This window comes from Rhizobium sp. BK212, assembly GCF_014197475.1.
Taxonomy (GTDB): Bacteria; Pseudomonadota; Alphaproteobacteria; order Rhizobiales; family Rhizobiaceae; genus Rhizobium; species Rhizobium anhuiense.
Genome location: NZ_JACIFS010000002.1, coordinates 845,210 through 860,686, shown reverse-complemented (window position 1 = coordinate 860,686; position 15,477 = coordinate 845,210). Strand labels below are relative to the sequence as shown.

Annotated in this window: 14 protein-coding genes; 8 read left to right on the top strand and 6 right to left on the bottom strand. The window is 57.9% G+C overall.

Annotated elements, in window-relative coordinates:
* Positions 1–176: 176 nt before the first annotated feature.
* Positions 177–1,133, top strand: coding sequence for an endonuclease/exonuclease/phosphatase family protein (locus tag FHT79_RS09165; RefSeq protein WP_028758583.1), 957 nt, complete (start codon positions 177–179; stop codon positions 1,131–1,133).
* 56 nt (positions 1,134–1,189) lie between these two features.
* Here the strand turns inward: FHT79_RS09165 and FHT79_RS09160 are convergent, their stop codons facing one another.
* The 3 genes from FHT79_RS09160 to FHT79_RS09150 all read right to left on the bottom strand — a co-directional run bounded on the left by FHT79_RS09160 (position 1,190) and on the right by FHT79_RS09150 (position 4,503).
* A complete protein-coding gene (locus FHT79_RS09160) occupies positions 1,190–1,495 on the bottom strand; it encodes a hypothetical protein (protein ID WP_028758582.1) in 306 nt (101 codons plus the stop codon).
* 116 nt (positions 1,496–1,611) lie between these two features.
* On the bottom strand, positions 1,612–3,039 hold the full coding sequence (locus FHT79_RS09155; protein WP_028758581.1) for a mannose-1-phosphate guanylyltransferase/mannose-6-phosphate isomerase: 1,428 nt from the start codon (positions 3,037–3,039) through the stop codon (positions 1,612–1,614).
* 39 nt (positions 3,040–3,078) lie between these two features.
* The gene (locus FHT79_RS09150) at positions 3,079–4,503 is read right to left on the bottom strand and encodes a phosphomannomutase (protein ID WP_183903286.1); all 1,425 of its coding nucleotides are present in this window, start codon (positions 4,501–4,503) and stop codon (positions 3,079–3,081) included.
* A gap of 239 nt (positions 4,504–4,742) precedes the next feature.
* Between FHT79_RS09150 and ung the strand changes: the two genes are divergently transcribed.
* From ung to FHT79_RS09135, 3 genes are all read left to right on the top strand, one after another.
* The gene (gene ung / locus FHT79_RS09145) at positions 4,743–5,444 is read left to right on the top strand and encodes a uracil-DNA glycosylase (RefSeq protein WP_063474424.1); all 702 of its coding nucleotides are present in this window, start codon (positions 4,743–4,745) and stop codon (positions 5,442–5,444) included.
* Between the two features lie 135 nt (positions 5,445–5,579).
* Positions 5,580–6,512, top strand: coding sequence for a VOC family protein (locus FHT79_RS09140; protein ID WP_183903285.1), 933 nt, complete (start codon positions 5,580–5,582; stop codon positions 6,510–6,512).
* Between the two features lie 11 nt (positions 6,513–6,523).
* Positions 6,524–7,129 (top strand): alpha/beta hydrolase, encoded by a 606-nt coding sequence (locus FHT79_RS09135; protein WP_183903284.1) that lies wholly within the window; start codon positions 6,524–6,526, stop codon positions 7,127–7,129.
* 208 nt (positions 7,130–7,337) lie between these two features.
* Here FHT79_RS09135 and FHT79_RS09130 read toward each other — a convergent pair whose 3' ends face one another.
* Complete coding sequence (locus FHT79_RS09130) at positions 7,338–7,589, bottom strand: KTSC domain-containing protein (RefSeq protein WP_029868399.1); 252 nt, start codon at positions 7,587–7,589, stop codon at positions 7,338–7,340.
* Positions 7,590–8,202: 613 nt separating this feature from the next.
* Here FHT79_RS09130 and FHT79_RS09125 point away from each other — a divergent pair.
* A complete protein-coding gene (locus FHT79_RS09125; RefSeq protein ID WP_168332820.1) occupies positions 8,203–8,994 on the top strand; it encodes a metallophosphoesterase in 792 nt (263 codons plus the stop codon).
* Positions 8,995–9,217: 223 nt separating this feature from the next.
* On the opposite strand, the gene FHT79_RS09120 is transcribed toward FHT79_RS09125, so the two are convergent.
* Complete coding sequence (locus tag FHT79_RS09120; protein ID WP_183903283.1) at positions 9,218–10,546, bottom strand: UDP-glucose/GDP-mannose dehydrogenase family protein; 1,329 nt, start codon at positions 10,544–10,546, stop codon at positions 9,218–9,220.
* 267 nt (positions 10,547–10,813) lie between these two features.
* A complete protein-coding gene (locus FHT79_RS09115; RefSeq protein ID WP_047611539.1) occupies positions 10,814–11,413 on the bottom strand; it encodes a transglutaminase-like cysteine peptidase in 600 nt (199 codons plus the stop codon).
* A 309-nt stretch (positions 11,414–11,722) separates the two neighbouring features.
* Here FHT79_RS09115 and FHT79_RS09110 point away from each other — a divergent pair, with 309 nt between their 5' ends.
* From FHT79_RS09110 to FHT79_RS09100, 3 genes are all read left to right on the top strand, one after another.
* Positions 11,723–13,147: an O-antigen ligase family protein gene (locus FHT79_RS09110; protein ID WP_183903282.1), complete on the top strand. Its 1,425-nt coding sequence runs from the start codon at positions 11,723–11,725 to the stop codon at positions 13,145–13,147.
* 289 nt (positions 13,148–13,436) lie between these two features.
* Positions 13,437–14,648: a polysaccharide biosynthesis/export family protein gene (locus tag FHT79_RS09105; RefSeq protein ID WP_047611536.1), complete on the top strand. Its 1,212-nt coding sequence runs from the start codon at positions 13,437–13,439 to the stop codon at positions 14,646–14,648.
* A gap of 73 nt (positions 14,649–14,721) precedes the next feature.
* On the top strand, positions 14,722–15,450 hold the full coding sequence (locus FHT79_RS09100) for a sugar transporter (RefSeq protein WP_183903281.1): 729 nt from the start codon (positions 14,722–14,724) through the stop codon (positions 15,448–15,450).
* The last annotated feature ends 27 nt before the right edge of the window (positions 15,451–15,477 follow it).

Below are 15,477 nucleotides of genomic sequence, written 5' to 3'. Positions count from 1 at the left end.
ACGGCAAGAGCTTCGTCTCGGCTGCCGTCGGCCCGCCCGCCGCTGTCTTGCCGGATGACGGCCGGCCGCCGATCTTTGCCCTGCCGGCAGCCATCCCTCCCGGGCATTATGCTGCATTGCAACATTGAGGCTTGCATGTTATGGCCGGCTGGTCGTCTGCAAGCAGGTCAGGATCGATGAGAAACATAATCTATTGGATTCTCTGCGCGTTTCTGACCGTTGCCATCGCGATCGTGTCGCTGCGCTATGTGACGAACTTTTGGCTGCTGTCCTTCGTCTACAGCTTTCAACTCCACCTCGGTGTCGTCTTCGTTGCCGCCAGCCTCGTCATTCTGGCCGTCAAAAGACAGATCTACGGCTTTATCCTTCTGCTTGTCTCGCTTCTTCTCATCGCTCACGGCGTCGTCATGCTGCGCGAGTTCTCGCAGGATGGCAGAGCAGCGGACACGCCGCCGCTTTTTCGTCTGATGTCGTTCAACATTGCGATCGACAACTGGAAAAACTCGACCGAAATTACCGATATGGTGATTGCGTCGAATGCCGATGTCGTCAATCTGCTCGAAGCCAAGCCGCTGACATTCCATCTGCAGCAATTGTTCAAGGCCTATCCCTATCATATCGGCTGCGACAGTGGGAAAGATACGTGCGATACGCTGGTGCTTTCCAAGCGCCCGTTCGTCAGCCGGCAGGTCGCAAGCATGGGCAGCCTCCGAAAAAACAGGCTGGTGATATCGAGCGTCGACTTCGGCGGCGAGACCATCAATCTGGTGTCGGCGCACCTGACCAAACCATATTTCGACGATTTCCAGATGGCCGAATTGGAAGATCTCGGCAAAGTGCTGGGTTCGATCGACGGTCCTCTGGTGTTGTCAGGCGACTTCAACTCCTCGGTGATCGCTCCCAGCATCCAAGGTTTTCTGCGTGAACAGAAGCTGAAAACGATCGTGCCGGAACCGGCAACATGGCCGGTTGCCGCCGGCGCGCTCGGGATCGCCATCGACCACATATTTGCCCGCGCGCCGCTTCATCTGCGATCGCTGAAACGTCTCGATGACAATCTCGGCTCGAACCATTCAGGCCTTATCGCCGAATTCGTTCTCGACAAGGATGGCGAAACTTCACCGGCAAAGTGAGCTTGCCGGGGGCAAGATGACCTTGCTGGGGGCAAGAGAGCTTGCCCGGGGCAAAGTCAAAATCTCGTTCTGCCGCCTTTTTTGTCGATCATCTGAAATTTCTCGCCGTCGGTCTTCACGCTGACGCAGTCGGTCGACTTGTTGGGAAACCGGACACACACTTGGCCGTTGGTGATCTTATAGCCATTGGCGTTGCCCTTGCGATATTCGTAACCGTTGCTGCTTTCTTTCAGCTCCGACGTGCCCGGCAGGTGGAGGCGAATTTCAGCCTCGCTTGCGGTTCGCATCTTTCCCGTTTCGGCAAACGCCATTCCGGGCAACATGACTGAAAGAAATCCGGCGAGGGCGGTCATGATACGCATCAGGGGGATATCTCCAGTCATGTCTTTCGGTGCGCCCATTCTACGAGAACTCCGAGAGCGAATTCAACAGCGAAGGTGGTCGCGCCGCAGGCCGACCAGCGGCTGCGACTGCAGCTTCACGTTCTTCCGAACTCATCGACGATACGGATGATGTCGTCTTCGCCGAGATAAGAGCCGGTCTGCACCTCGATGAGTTCGAGGACGATCTTGCCGGGATTGGCGAGACGATGAACTTCGCCGAGCGGAATATAGACGCTCTCGTTCTCGCGCAGCATCCGCACGGTCTCGCCGACCGTCACCTCGGCCGTTCCCTTGACGACGACCCAGTGTTCGGAGCGATGGTGGTGTTTTTGCAGCGATAGCTTCTTGCCCGGCGTGACGAAGATGCGCTTCACCTGGAAACGATCGCCGTTGAAGATGGAGGTATAGCCGCCCCAGGGACGGTAGGACGTCGGATGGGTTTCGGCGAATTTCGCCGTGGCGGACTTAGAGGCCAGCATCTTGACCAATTGTCCGACATTCTGGCTGTCTTTGAGCGGTCCGACATAGACGGCGTCTTCGCTGGCGATTACGGCGACATCGTCCATGCCCTGGACGGCAAGATGCACGCCATGGGTCATGACGAGCGAGTTGCGGGTATTGACGACGGTGGTGTTGGCGGCGGCGACGTTGCCGTTGTCGTCGCGTGCGCCTGATTTCCAGACGGCATCCCAGCTACCCATGTCCGACCATTTGAACGGTGAGGGGACGACAGCCGCCTTGGACGTTTTTTCCATGATCGCATAGTCTATGGAGATATCGGGGCTCTTGGCGAAATGGTCGGCGTCGAGGCGGGTGAAATCGAGGTCGCGGCTTGCTTTCGAAACGGCCTTGCTGGCCGCCTTCAGCACATCGGGCGCAAATTCCTGCAGTTCGGCGATGAGCTCCGCCACCGGGAACATGAAGATGCCTGAATTCCAGTAGAAGCCGCCGTCGGCGAGCATCCGTTCGGCCGTTTCCAATGCCGGCTTCTCCACGAAGCGGACGACCTTGTGCGCGCCGTTTTCGAGGGCATCGCCGATCTCGATATAGCCGTAACCCGTCGCTGGCTCCGTCGGGGTGATGCCGAAGGTTACGAGCTTGCCGTCGGCAGCGGCGTCGCGGGCGATGCGGATGCAATCGAAATAGCTCTTGTCGGCGAGGATCTCGTGATCCGAGGCGAGCATCTGGATGATGGTGTGCTTGCCAAAGAGGTCAGCGGCAAGCGTTGCGGCCGCGGCCACCGCTGCGGCTGTGTTGCGGGCGACCGGTTCGAGCAGGATCGCTGCGAGCGGGATGGCACGCTCGCGAGCCTGTTCGGCGACCAGGAAGCGGAATTCCTCATTGGTGACGACGATCGGGGCTTCATAGAGTTCGGGATCGGAAACGCGTTCGAGAGTTTCCTGAAACAACGTCTTGTCGCCGACGAACTGGATGAATTGTTTCGGTGCGGTGGCACGGGAAAGCGGCCAGAGCCGCGTGCCTTTGCCGCCGGCCATGATCACGGGAACGATTTTCTGCGTCATAGGCGGGTTCCTTGAGATAAACGGCTTGTTCGTCACATGTCACCGGGCGCCTGCCCAGTCTCTTATTCGATTGAGCCCTGTCTTCAGCAAGTCCAGGGCTGCAGCTTCGCTGCCGGCCTCCACGTAGCAGCGCATCTCAGGCGCATTGCCGGATGGGCGGAAGTGAATGATCCCGCCGTCTCCTAGCGTCACCCGAAGTCCGTCGATATCGGATTTTGCGGCCACCTCGCCGATCGGCTGCAGGAAAGCCCGGAGATTTTCTTCCGAGGCGCGCAGATGCTCCATCAGTGCCGCGCTCGTCTCCACCGGAAAATTCTCCAGCCGATCGGCAGCGGCAAAGGGCAGGTGATAGGAGGCGGCAATGGCTGAGAGCGGCTGCCTGCGGATAGCGGCGAGCGACAGGATTGCGAGCATCGGGACAAAACAATCACGCGTCGGCAGGGCGCGCACGGCTCTGCCGTTGATATCGAAAGGGGTTGCTGTCAGCAGCCCGCCATTGGCTTCAAAGCCCATGACATGATCTTCGCCGGCCGCTACGGCCTCTTCCATACCGGATATGACGAAGGGCGAGCCGACGCGGGTGCGCCTGACGGCGAAAGAGCCTGCGGCCTCGATGCCGGAATTTGACGTAACCGGCGTCACCACCGTCCCGGCGCGCAAGAAATTGGCTGCCACAAGGCCGAGAAGGTCGCCGCGCAAGGGGGTACCGGTTTCGTCAGCGACCAGCGGACGGTCTCCGTCGCCATCGGTCGAGACGATTGCATCGAACTTGTGCTCGGACACCCAGCGCTTCATCAGCGTGATCGTCTCGTCGGAAACAGCCTCGGTATCGACGGGGATGAAACTCTCCGAACGTCCGAGAGCGGTGATCTCAGCGCCGTAATGAGCGAGAACGTCAACCAGCAGATCGCGGGCGACAGTGCTGTGCTGGTAGACGCCGATCTTCATGCCGGACAGCGCGCCTTGCGGAAGCAGGGCGGCATTGCGTTCAAAAAAGAGCTGCCGGCAGATCGCTTCATGATCCTCCGTCTCGGCCGGCGCCTGCGTCACCGCTTCACCGGTTCGCTCGATCTCGGCCGCCGATGCGGTAATTGCCGTCTCGTCCGATTTGTCGATCTCGCCATCGGGACGATAGAACTTGATGCCGTTGCGGTCCGCCGGAATATGCGAGCCCGTAACCATCAGGCATGCGGCGTTGCTCTCGAGGCCATAGAGGGCAAGAGCGGGTGTGGGGACATTGCCGCAGTCGAATATCCGGAAGCCGAGCGCGGCGAGCGCATCTGCACAATTTCCCGAAATTTCGGGGCTTGAATCGCGAAAATCACGGCCGATCAGAATGACGTCGCCGGCCTGCGCCTTGCCGGTCTGCAACAGATATTTGCCGAACGCGGTGGCGTAGAGAGCAGAGGCGCGTCCCTTGAGATCGACTGAAAGTCCGCGAAGGCCGCTCGTGCCGAATTTCATAGGAAGACATGGCTCCGATTGCACGATCAAGTTTCTACTCAGGCCGCCTGCCGGCGTAAACACCAAAGCTCACATATAGTTAAACACGGAGGATGATGTTTCACGCAGGCTTTTGCAATCTTCTCTTGCTGAATTCTGAGGGCGTAGACCCATTGCTGATCCAGCAGGCATTGCAGCGTAGATCGATTTTGTTAGAACCGTGTGTCTGTTGTTTCGTCCTATGCGAAGGATTTTCCTAGATGAGCGATACATCCGTCAGTCTCGAGGAGAGTTGGAAGGCTGCGCTGGAGGGGGAGTTTTCAAGCCCCTACATGCAACAACTCAAATCTTTCCTCGTCGCGCAGAAGCAAGTCGGAAAGCGGATTTTCCCCAAGGGCAGCGAATATTTCCGCGCCCTCGATCTGACGCCGATCTCCAACGTCAAGGCCGTCATCCTCGGCCAGGACCCCTATCACGGGCTCGGGCAAGCCCATGGGCTGTGCTTCAGTGTCCGGCCGGGTGTGCGCATCCCGCCCTCCCTCGTCAATATCTACAAGGAGATGGAAACGGATCTCGGCATAGTGCCGGCACCTCACGGTTTTCTCGAGCATTGGGCAAGACAGGGCGTGCTCCTGCTGAACAGCGTGCTGACGGTCGAGGAAGGACAGGCGGCGGCTCATCAGGGCAAGGGATGGGAGCGCTTCACCGACGCCGTCATCCGCAAAGTCAATGATGAATGCGAATCCGTCGTCTTCATGCTCTGGGGTTCCTATGCCCAGCGCAAGGCCGCCTTCGTCGATACAACGCGGCATCTCGTGCTCCGGGCGCCGCATCCCTCGCCGCTTTCCGCCCATAACGGCTTTTTTGGCTGCGGGCATTTTTCGAAGGCGAACGCCTTCCTGCAGTCGCGCGGACGCGAACCGATCGACTGGCAATTGCCGGCCAATCCCCACGAAGCCTAGATGTGAACGTAAGCGAGCATTCGTTCACTAAAAGAAGACAATGCGTTTTGATCTAAGGGTCTGTTCCGCAGGAGCTGCAGCGCGCATCTTAGCCTCATCGAAAGCCCGCAACGGCGGGCATGAAAGGGGTCTCACATGCTCGATCAGATCAAAGGTCTGCACCACGTCACGTCGATGGCGCAGGACGCCCGCACCAACAACCAGTTTTTCACCAGTGCGCTCGGCCTGCGCCGGGTCAAGAAGACTGTCAATTTCGACGCGCCTGACGTTTATCACCTTTACTACGGTGACGAGATCGGCACGCCCGGCAGCGTGATGACCTATTTCCCGTTCCCGAAGATGGCGCAGGGCCGTCCCGGCACCGGGGAGGTCGGCACGACGGTGTTTTCCGTTCCGCAAGGCTCGCTCGGCTTCTGGAGCGATCGCTTGGCCGCGCTTGGTCTTGGCGGACTGAAGGCGGAGGAAAGTTTCGGTGAAAAGAGGCTGAACTTCTCCGGTCCCGATGGCGACGGCTTCGCGCTCGTCGAGGTCAGGGATGATGCGCGTCAGCCCTGGACACAGGGCGGCATCAGCGAGGACCATGCCATTCGCGGCTTCCACTCTGTCGCCATGCGGCTGAGGGACGAGGGCGCCACGGCCGAACTCCTGAAGTTCATGGGCTACGAGGTCTCTGAGGAAAGGGATGGCGTCAAGCGGCTGATCAAACCCTCCGGCAATGGCGCGCATCTCATCGATCTCGAAACCATGCCGAACATTGCCCGCGCGCTTCCCGGCGCCGGCTCCGTTCACCATGTCGCCTTCGCCGTCGAAAACCGCGAGAAGCAGCTCGAAGTGCGCAAGGCACTGATGGACACCGGCTACCAGGTCACGCCAGTGATCGACCGCGATTATTTCTGGGCGATCTATTTCCGCACGCCGGGCGGTGTGCTGTTCGAGGTCGCGACCAATGAGCCCGGCTTCGATCGCGACGAAGATACGGCCCATCTCGGCGAAGCCCTGAAGCTGCCGCAGCAGCACGCCCATCTTCGCGCGCTGCTCGAGCAGCATCTGCAGCCGCTCGAAGCGTAAGGAGAGGCGATATGACCGAAACCGGATATGTGCACCGGCTGTATGCCGGTGCACCGGATAAACCCATCCTGTTGGTGCTGCACGGCACCGGCGGTGACGAAAACCAGTTCTTCGACTTCGGCCGGCGCCTGCTGCCCGAGGCGACGATTCTCTCGCCGCGCGGAGATGTTTCCGAACATGGCGCGGCACGATTCTTTCGCCGCACCGGGGAGGGGGTCTACGATATGCCCGACCTCTTGCGAGCGACGGAAAAGATGGCCGCCTACGTCAAGGCGTTTGCCGACGAGCACCGGGCTTCCAAGATTCTCGGCCTGGGTTTTTCAAACGGCGCAAATATTCTTGCCAACGTGCTGGTCGAGAAGGGTATCTTCGATGCTGCGGTTTTGATGCACCCGCTCATTCCGTTTCGACCTGAAGCCCAGTCGACGCTTGCGGGAAAAAAGGTGCTGGTGACGGCAGGGCAGCGAGATCCGATCGCTCCCGTTCCCATGACCGAGGCGCTGTCCGACCATCTTAAGAGCCGAGGGGCTGATGTCAGGGTGGTCTGGCATCCCGGTGGCCACGAGATTGCGCCGCTTGAGATCAATGCGGTCCGCGATTTTCTCGGCGATTATTGAAGCGTACACCGCTAAAGCGCGTCGCAATCTTTCAGATTCGCTCCTGGCGCTTTAGGTCCTTGGTTTTACGCATGTCGTGGTCGCAAAACCGCTGCACACTTTTGGGCGACAAGCTTTAGCTGGCGGGAGACTGATTTGCGGGACCGACGATTGCCGGTCCCGCATCTTTGCTGGCACGATGATCCCATCGTCCGTTATCGATAAGACTTCAGGGGCGAGGAGGATATTTGCCCCTGATTGCCTTCATGTAAAAATTTCCCGGGGATTCCGCCATCGTCAACCCGACGACGACACCCTTGGGAACGCCTTCATATTCTCGTCTCTGACCGTTGGTCAGATAGACCCGTAGATGCCGGCTGTCTTCGTCGTAGGTGATTGCCTCGATAAGTTTCGAATCAACCGCAGTTTCCACTTTGCACCCCGCAATTTTGGATCTGAGATTCCCAATCAAGAATGTCATTCACGCTCGCAACGCACCATCTTTATGCTGCCCCGCGGGGGCGTCAAGCGCGATCTTCTTTAACGTTCATTTTTTCGTGTAGGCTCTCGTTATAGTTGATTAATACAGCTTTTTCGAAGGTTTCTCCTGTGGAAATCCGACAGCCGCGATTCTTCCATTCGGGAAATATTAACCGCAAAGATGACGCGAAACACCATATGCGCTCCGCTTAACGACGGATTAACCGTCATATATTAAAATATAGCGGAATATTAACCGTAGCGCTCTCCCAGATATGAACAATTACAGATTGCTGTTTCTCGCGACAGTAGTGTTACTATCACTGGCGAGTTGCTTGAGTGGGCGTGGCCACGTGCCTCCGACAACCGATCTGCCTGCAAAATTTCGAGAAAGCGCCATCGAAGAGGTCGAGAATGCATTGTCGTCCGTTCACCGCGACACGCAAACCGGTCAGGCGCTACGCGCTCAGGCGAAGACTACGCAGGATTCCCTTGCGCTTTCAATCGGCAGCTACAAGGATGGACAATCATCCTTCACTGAGCCTCATGCCGTTGCAGCGATGGACAAGAGATGGATTATTTCCGACAGCCCGTCATCCGGTCGGGTCTCATAAATGGGTTACATGTTTAACTATCTAGGGCCGTGGCGACAACAGATACCGATACTGGCTGGCCACCGTAAAAGACGCGCTCGGCTGACGTTTGCCGAAGGCGAATTCGCTGCGGTCTACGCGATGAGCGATGTTCACGGATGTTACAATGAGCTTGTCGAGGCGCATCGCCGCATCGAGGCGGACGCCGCCCGCATTCCGGGACCGAAACTCATCGTCATGCTCGGCGACTATGTCGATCGCGGGCCTGATTCGAGTGCTGTGCTGGAGTTCCTGAGCAAGAGCCCCCCGCCGGGATTTCAGCGGTTCGTCCTGTGCGGCAATCACGATTCGGAACTGGTGCAGCTCTATCGCAAACCGGCGCGCATTCTCGAATGGCTCGGCTTTGCCGGAACGGAGACGTTGCACTCATACGGTATCGATATCGAGCATCTGCTGCAGTCGGCGGCCGGAAGCGAAACGATTGCCCGCGTCATTCACAACATGATTCCCGAACGGCATATCGAATTCCTGGAATCGCTGCCGATCATGCTGCGGATGGGAAGGGTCCTCTTTGTCCATGCGGGCATCAAGCCGGGCATCGACCTCAAGAAGCAAAAGGACAGCGACCTCATGTGGATCCGTCAGCCCTTCCTGGACGAAGGGCCGCAGCTTCCCGTCCTCGTGATTCACGGCCATACCCCGGCGCGGACTCCGACCTTCGGTCCGCAACGCATCGGCATCGACACTGCAGTTTCGGCGACGGGTCGGCTGACCGTGTTGACGATAAAAGGGACGCGGGTCGGGATCCTCTAGCGCATCATGCTTTCCGAAAATCGAAATCGATTTTCGGAAAGCATGATGCGCAGGTTCAACGTGTTAGAGCGTCCTTTGTGCGTCCGAAAAGGACGTACGGCGCTCTAAATCGACGAGCCTGGTGTCGGCCGAAAACCACTTACACTGTTTCGACATCACGCTCTAAAAGCAAACGCCGCGGGCTATGCTCCGCGGCGTCAGGACGATCAGATGTTCATCTATTTCAGGAGTGGGTCACGTCCTGGTAGAGATTGGTGCCGATACCGGTATAGGTGAAGCCGTATTTGCGGACCTCGTCGCTGCGGTAGATGTTGCGCAGATCGACCAGGATCGGAGCGTGCATCGACTGCTTCAGGCGATTGAAATCGAGCGCGCGGAACTGGTTCCATTCGGTGACGATGACAAGCGCATCCGCGCCGGTCGCCGCTTCGTAGGGGCCACTCGCATATTCGATGTTCTCGATCACCTTGCGGGCATTCTCCATGCCCTCAGGATCGTAGCCGACCACCTGGGCCCCGGCATCCTGCAGGGTCTGGATGATGGCGATCGCCGGGCTGTCGCGCATGTCGTCGGTGTTCGGCTTGAAGGTCAGGCCGAGAATCGCGACCTTCTTGCCGCGAATGTCTCCGCCGACGGCCGAGATGACTTTGCGTCCCATCGCCCGCTTGCGGTTGTCGTTGATCGAGATCGTCGTCTCGATCAGCCGGACCGGCGCGTCGTAATCCTGCGCCGTCTTGGCAAGGGCAAGCGTATCCTTGGGGAAGCAGGAGCCACCGTAACCCGGGCCGGCATGCAGGAACTTGGCGCCGATACGGCCATCGAGACCGATGCCGCGCGAGACGTCCTGGACGTTTGCGTCGACCCGTTCGCAGAGATCGGCGATCTCGTTGATGAAGGTGATCTTCATCGCGAGAAATGCATTGGCTGCATATTTGATCAGTTCCGAGGTGCGGCGGGTGGTGAAGACCAGGGGGGCCTGATTGAGATAAAGCGGACGATAGACCTCAGTCATGGTTTCACGCGCCCGATCGTCGTTCAGCCCGACGACAATGCGGTCAGGGCGCTTGAAATCTTCGATCGCCGCGCCTTCGCGCAGGAATTCGGGATTGGAAACCACGGCGACATCCGCCGCAGGGTTGGTTTCGCGCATGATGCGTTCGACTTCGTCTCCCGTGCCGACCGGAACCGTCGATTTGGTGACGATAACGGTGAAGCCTTCCACGTAGGTGGCAATCTCGCGCGCTGCGGCGTAGACATAGGAGAGATCCGCGTGGCCATCGCCGCGCCGGGACGGCGTGCCGACTGCGATGAACACGACATCGGCGCTGCGGACGCTTTCGCCGACATCCGTCGAAAACGACAGCCGGCCGGTGCTGGTATTTTCGGCGACCAGTTGCTCCAGACCCGGTTCGTAGATCGGAATGCGCCCTTCGCGAAGGGCTTCGATCTTGCTCAGATCCTTGTCGACGCAGATGACGTCGTGGCCGAAATCCGCAAAGCAAACGCCTGAAACGAGGCCGACATAGCCTGATCCAATCATCGTGATGCGCATAATTCCCTCAAATCATTAGAGTAGAACGTCATGCTGCGTCGCAGCATGAGTTCGTCTTAGTTAATCTGGACGAAAAGACAATACCGAAGATCGCCTTGGTACCCACATCGGACATCGAACTCCGGGCATCGCAGCTTGCTGCCGGCTACCCCGTCGACAGCCAAAACATAGGTTTATGTGGAAGATATGACAAGTCGAGCCGCTCGTCAGAGAGGCTCGACTTCAATCCGGAAACAGGATCAATCGGTCTGTCTCGTTGCTCGGCTGCTACAGCCGGTACCAGACGTAGGGGTCTGTTCCCGATTGAATCTTGTCCCAGCGCAGGTCGGTCTCGCGCCAGTTCTTGATGGTGCTTTTCCTGTTGTCGAGGACGAGATCGCCCTTGTCGGTTCTGACGACGAGGACCGCATGTCCTTCACCGGAGGGCGTATATGCGGTCGCGATCCGCAACGCGCGCGACGACCAGCCCATCGCTATCAGGCGGCTGCGTTTGGTCAATGCGAAATCTTCGCAGTCGCCGCTGCGCACATTCACTTTCCAGACGTCGCCATTCAGTTCACTGCGGGAGTCGTTCCGGCCGATCATCGTACGATTGACGGCGGTGTTGACATCCTTCAGTTGCAGCATTTGCTCGTCCGTCAGCGCAATGACTGCCACGCCATTGTTGTCGCGGCATTCGGCCGGGTTCTGGGCGCAGAACAGCACCTGGGCAAAAGGCGGAATGATCTTGTCTTTTTCCGAGATATAGCTGACCGACGAACTATCGGTCAGACCGCGGGCAAATCCTGCGGGACCGGCGGCAAATGCCGAGCATGCATTGCCGGCTGTAAAGGCCAGTGCGAGAAGTGTAACGACTGTTTTCTTCATCTCTTAAATCCCCGTTACGGGCAACCGATTGAGATCAGGCTTGCCTTTTGTCTCAGTCAATGGCATGGCGATTTAGTGATCTGCCAAGTATTGGCTGCAGAACGTCTGTCCCGTTCCTGCTGCTTGAAGGAGCATAGCCGGGGCTTGTCTCGATTGGTTTAAACCTTTCGCGACAATTTTAAACGATATGGATTTCTGTCAGACCTTAACATTCAAGCGCTTGATCTGCAACTTAAATTAGCATGAATAAATGATCGCAGCGGTTGCCTCATGGCTTTTGATCGCGTTTGCTTTGGTAAATAAACTCTGATGCTGTCCACTCTGATCAACAGGCCGGTCTTGCGAGAGGTTCTTCTCTCCGCCTTTATTAGCCTGGTTATACTGACACTCATTCCGTTCGGCAGCGTCACGCCCTTTCCCTTCGCCTTCGCCGCGATCGCAATGTTTGCGCTTGCCATCATTTCGGCACTGCTGTTCGGCGAGCCGCGACAAAGCCGATGGGTTTTCAGTGTCGCTTTGCTTTTGCTTGTCGTGCTGACGGGGTGGACCTTCGTCCAGACCATCGAGCTGCCTTCCGATTGGCTGGCAAACCCTGCCTGGAATGCTGCCCGGGACCTGGCAGGTGTCCAGTATGCGGCGATCTCGGTCGAACCGGCCGATACGCTCGCGTCGACCCTCTGGGTCGCGCTGCCTTTCGTCACGTTCCTGACCGGGCTTCTGTTATGCGATACAGATCAGCGCGCGCGGAAAGTGCTCGCCGGCCTCGGGCTTTCGGCAGGCATCATCGCTGTTTTCGGTCTGCTGCAGTTTTCGCTGTTTCCCAACGTCCTGATCGTCGTGGACAAACACGCCTATCTCGACAGCCTGACCGCCGTCTTCGTCAACCGCAATACCGCTGCGACCTTCCTCGGGCTTGGAACGCTGCTCATGCTGACCCTGGTCCGGGACATTGTCCGTACCTATTCGAACTATCCGCCCGGCGAACCGGGCCGAAACGCGCTTCTCTTGAGATTGTGGATCTACATCCTGCTCTTATGCGCATGCTTCACCGCGCTGATGCTGAGCCGCTCACGCGCCGGGATATTTGCCACCTTTGTTGCCGCCCTCATCTATTTTCCATGGCTTGTTCTCAATTGGCGCGGATCGAGGCGTCATCTGAAACCGGCGCCAAAATGGCGTTCGACGCTGAAATTCCTTTCGGCGATTGTTTTCGTCGTGGTGCTCTTGGCGATGTTTGCAGGCCAGGCGATTTTGCGTGCGCAAGAGCGGCGGCTCGAGGATGATGATCGGTTCTGTATCCTGCCGGGCATATTGCGTGCCGTTTCGGACCATTGGTTGACGGGGACGGGGCTTGGAACCTTCCGGACCGTGTTTTCCGCCTACCGCGATCCGGCCTGCGGGATTTTCGGCATCTTCGACCGCGCACACAATTTCTATCTGGAAGGATTTCTGGGCCTCGGAATATTGTTCCCGATAGCGGCGATCCTTGCCTTCTCGGTCCTTGCCAAAGTTTTCTGGCGCGGGTTCGCCCAAAGGCGGCGCCTCAGGCATTTTGTTCTTCTTGGCCTGGCGGGGACGGTTTTGGTCGCCCTTCATGCAGCGGTCGATTTCTCGCTGCAGATACCGGGTTTCGCCGTGTTTTATTCGGCCTTTCTCAGTGCGGTTGTCGCGATAAGTCTCGGGCGCAACAATGGAGAGGCGGACATGGCATATGAGCGGCCGTTAACCACTTAAAGTTTAAATGGATGGATTTTAATAAGATTTTCGGAAAAGATCGATTGTGCAGGTGCGAACGGTTGACTCTGAAACCCAAGAAATTTTATAGCGGGGGCAGCCTTCGGATTGTTGCGACGCCAGAAAAGTCGGACCGAAGTCGTTTTTCGCTTCCTAAGGGGCTCGGCGTTGCCAGCCTGCCACAGTTAGGGGAATGTTAATCGGCTTTCAGTGTTATTGATCGGGGATCGTCTTGTATTTTGTCAGATTGCGGGGCAGTAGCTTCAGGGGCGTCAACACAGGTTATTCTATGGGTTGTTCTCGTATCGGTAGTACACGCGTCGCCATTGTTGTAGCGCTAACGACTATATTGGCAAGCTGCACCTCGTTGCCAAGATCCGGTCCTGATCACAAAGATGTTGATCGGGATGCGGCAGTGAAAGTGACAACGAAGGAGCGTCGCGTCGGTATCGACTACGCCCTGATTGATCTCAGCAAGAACGTTCTCCCGTATTTTACTTCTCCCCAGCCAACTTCCTTCAAGGGCTTTGGCGGCGGTCGAGGCGGGGCGCCCGAAATTCCGCTTGGGTACGGTGACGTCGTTGAGGTCGCCATCTTCGAAGCTCAGTCCGGCGGTCTGTTCATTCCGTCCGATGCCGGCAGCCGACCCGGCAATTACATCTCTCTGCCGAGCCAGACTATCGATAGAAACGGAACGATCACAATTCCCTATGCGGGCAGGGTTCCGGCTGCCGGCCGCCTCAAGGAGACCGTGGAGCAGGATGTCGAGGATCGCCTGGCGAGCCGCGCGATCGAGCCGCAGGTGGTCATTACGACGACGACGAGCCGCTCCAGCCAGGTGGCTGTGCTCGGTGATGTCAACAATCCCCAGCGCATCGAGATCAGCCCGGCCGGTGAGCGCGTTCTCGATGTCATTTCCGCCGCAGGCGGTTTGACGACCAACAATATCGAAACGAATGTGACGCTGCAGCGCCGCGGCAAGATCGCGACCGTCGCCTACAACACGCTCTTGAAGAACCCGGCGGAAAACATCTACGTCGCACCGGATGATACGATCTCGATCGATCATGAGCGTCGCACATTCCTTGCGCTGGGTGCCGCAGGTACCAGCGGGCGCTTCGATTTCGAAGAATCCGACCTGACCCTTGGCGAGGCTATCGCGAAGGCGGGCGGCCTGCGTGACGACCGCGCGGATCCGGCCCAGGTCATGCTTTATCGCCTTGTCCCCAAGAAAACGGTTCAGGCGATGCATGTGGACACGACGAGATTTGCGGGTGAAACGGTTCCGGTGATTGTTCGAGCCAACCTTCGTGATCCGGCCACCTTATTTGCTGCTCAGCAATTCAAGATGGAAGACAAGGATATTATCTATATTTCCAATTCGGCCTCTGTTGAACTGGTCAAGTTCCTTGACATCGTAAACTCGGTATCGTCCACTGTTTCCGGAGTGGCCGACGATGCGAATGATACCCGTAACGCCGTACAAGATCTTGGAAATTGATTGAAATAGGCGGGCCGGCATCGATCACCAATGATCAATGCCGGCGGCCTATATAGCGATTTGATGAAGGACGATGGTTTTGGCAAGGTCAGGTGTTTATCGTAAGCTTGCGTATAGCGGAATTGTCGTCACCACGGTTGTCGGCATGAACTCAAGCGCTTTTGCGGCAGCTTGCGTGCGGCTTTCAAATCTGAGTTCCGTCGATATCAGTGGATTTACAGCCAACCCCGCCGCTCTCCTTGAAATGTCCGATCCGCTGGTTCTGTCGTCGCACGTCCGCGCGCTGGTAGGGAGCAGCAATGACGCGCTGTCGCCGGTGATTGAGCAGGCCAAGAAGGCCGATGCCGCACAGATGGCTGCTATCGGTGCCGGTCTTGGGAGGGCCGCAAACAGCTGCCAGGTAACGGATCCGCAATTCAAGCTGGCCATCGAAAAGGCCGTCGCCGAGGCGGCGAGCGCTGATCCAAATCTTGCGCCGCTCCTTGCCGCTTTTGCGAAGGTTCTCGCCGAAGGTGGAACCGCGGCGCTCGGCCCGGGTGGAAGTGCGGCAGCCGCCGCATCTGGCATCGGCAACAATGGGTCGATCGGCCGGACGGGGCCGGGTGCCGATGATGGCACGCCCTTCGAGGGTGCCGCGACGACTGCCGGTACGCTGCAGGTTTCGAATGCCGGCTCGGACTCGGATTCGAGTTCAACGACAACGACTACGACCGCGACTATAATCGTTAGCACAGGCTCGGGAGGGCAGTCGTCTACCGATACGACGCAGTCGACGAGTCAGAGTGTGCCGGTCATACAATAGCTGGAATTGCCCTTAGATCTTAGCGCT

Coding starts and splice junctions, on each gene's coding strand:
- FHT79_RS09165 (WP_028758583.1), top strand. CDS start 177: ATGAGAAACATAATCTATTGGATTCTCTGCGCGTTTCTGACCGTTGCC.
- FHT79_RS09160 (WP_028758582.1), bottom strand. CDS start 1,495: ATGCGTATCATGACCGCCCTCGCCGGATTTCTTTCAGTCATGTTGCCC.
- FHT79_RS09155 (WP_028758581.1), bottom strand. CDS start 3,039: ATGACGCAGAAAATCGTTCCCGTGATCATGGCCGGCGGCAAAGGCACG.
- FHT79_RS09150 (WP_183903286.1), bottom strand. CDS start 4,503: ATGAAATTCGGCACGAGCGGCCTTCGCGGACTTTCAGTCGATCTCAAG.
- ung (WP_063474424.1), top strand. CDS start 4,743: ATGAGCGATACATCCGTCAGTCTCGAGGAGAGTTGGAAGGCTGCGCTG.
- FHT79_RS09140 (WP_183903285.1), top strand. CDS start 5,580: ATGCTCGATCAGATCAAAGGTCTGCACCACGTCACGTCGATGGCGCAG.
- FHT79_RS09135 (WP_183903284.1), top strand. CDS start 6,524: ATGACCGAAACCGGATATGTGCACCGGCTGTATGCCGGTGCACCGGAT.
- FHT79_RS09130 (WP_029868399.1), bottom strand. CDS start 7,589: ATGACATTCTTGATTGGGAATCTCAGATCCAAAATTGCGGGGTGCAAA.
- FHT79_RS09125 (WP_168332820.1), top strand. CDS start 8,203: ATGGGTTACATGTTTAACTATCTAGGGCCGTGGCGACAACAGATACCG.
- FHT79_RS09120 (WP_183903283.1), bottom strand. CDS start 10,546: ATGCGCATCACGATGATTGGATCAGGCTATGTCGGCCTCGTTTCAGGC.
- FHT79_RS09115 (WP_047611539.1), bottom strand. CDS start 11,413: ATGAAGAAAACAGTCGTTACACTTCTCGCACTGGCCTTTACAGCCGGC.
- FHT79_RS09110 (WP_183903282.1), top strand. CDS start 11,723: ATGCTGTCCACTCTGATCAACAGGCCGGTCTTGCGAGAGGTTCTTCTC.
- FHT79_RS09105 (WP_047611536.1), top strand. CDS start 13,437: ATGGGTTGTTCTCGTATCGGTAGTACACGCGTCGCCATTGTTGTAGCG.
- FHT79_RS09100 (WP_183903281.1), top strand. CDS start 14,722: ATGGTTTTGGCAAGGTCAGGTGTTTATCGTAAGCTTGCGTATAGCGGA.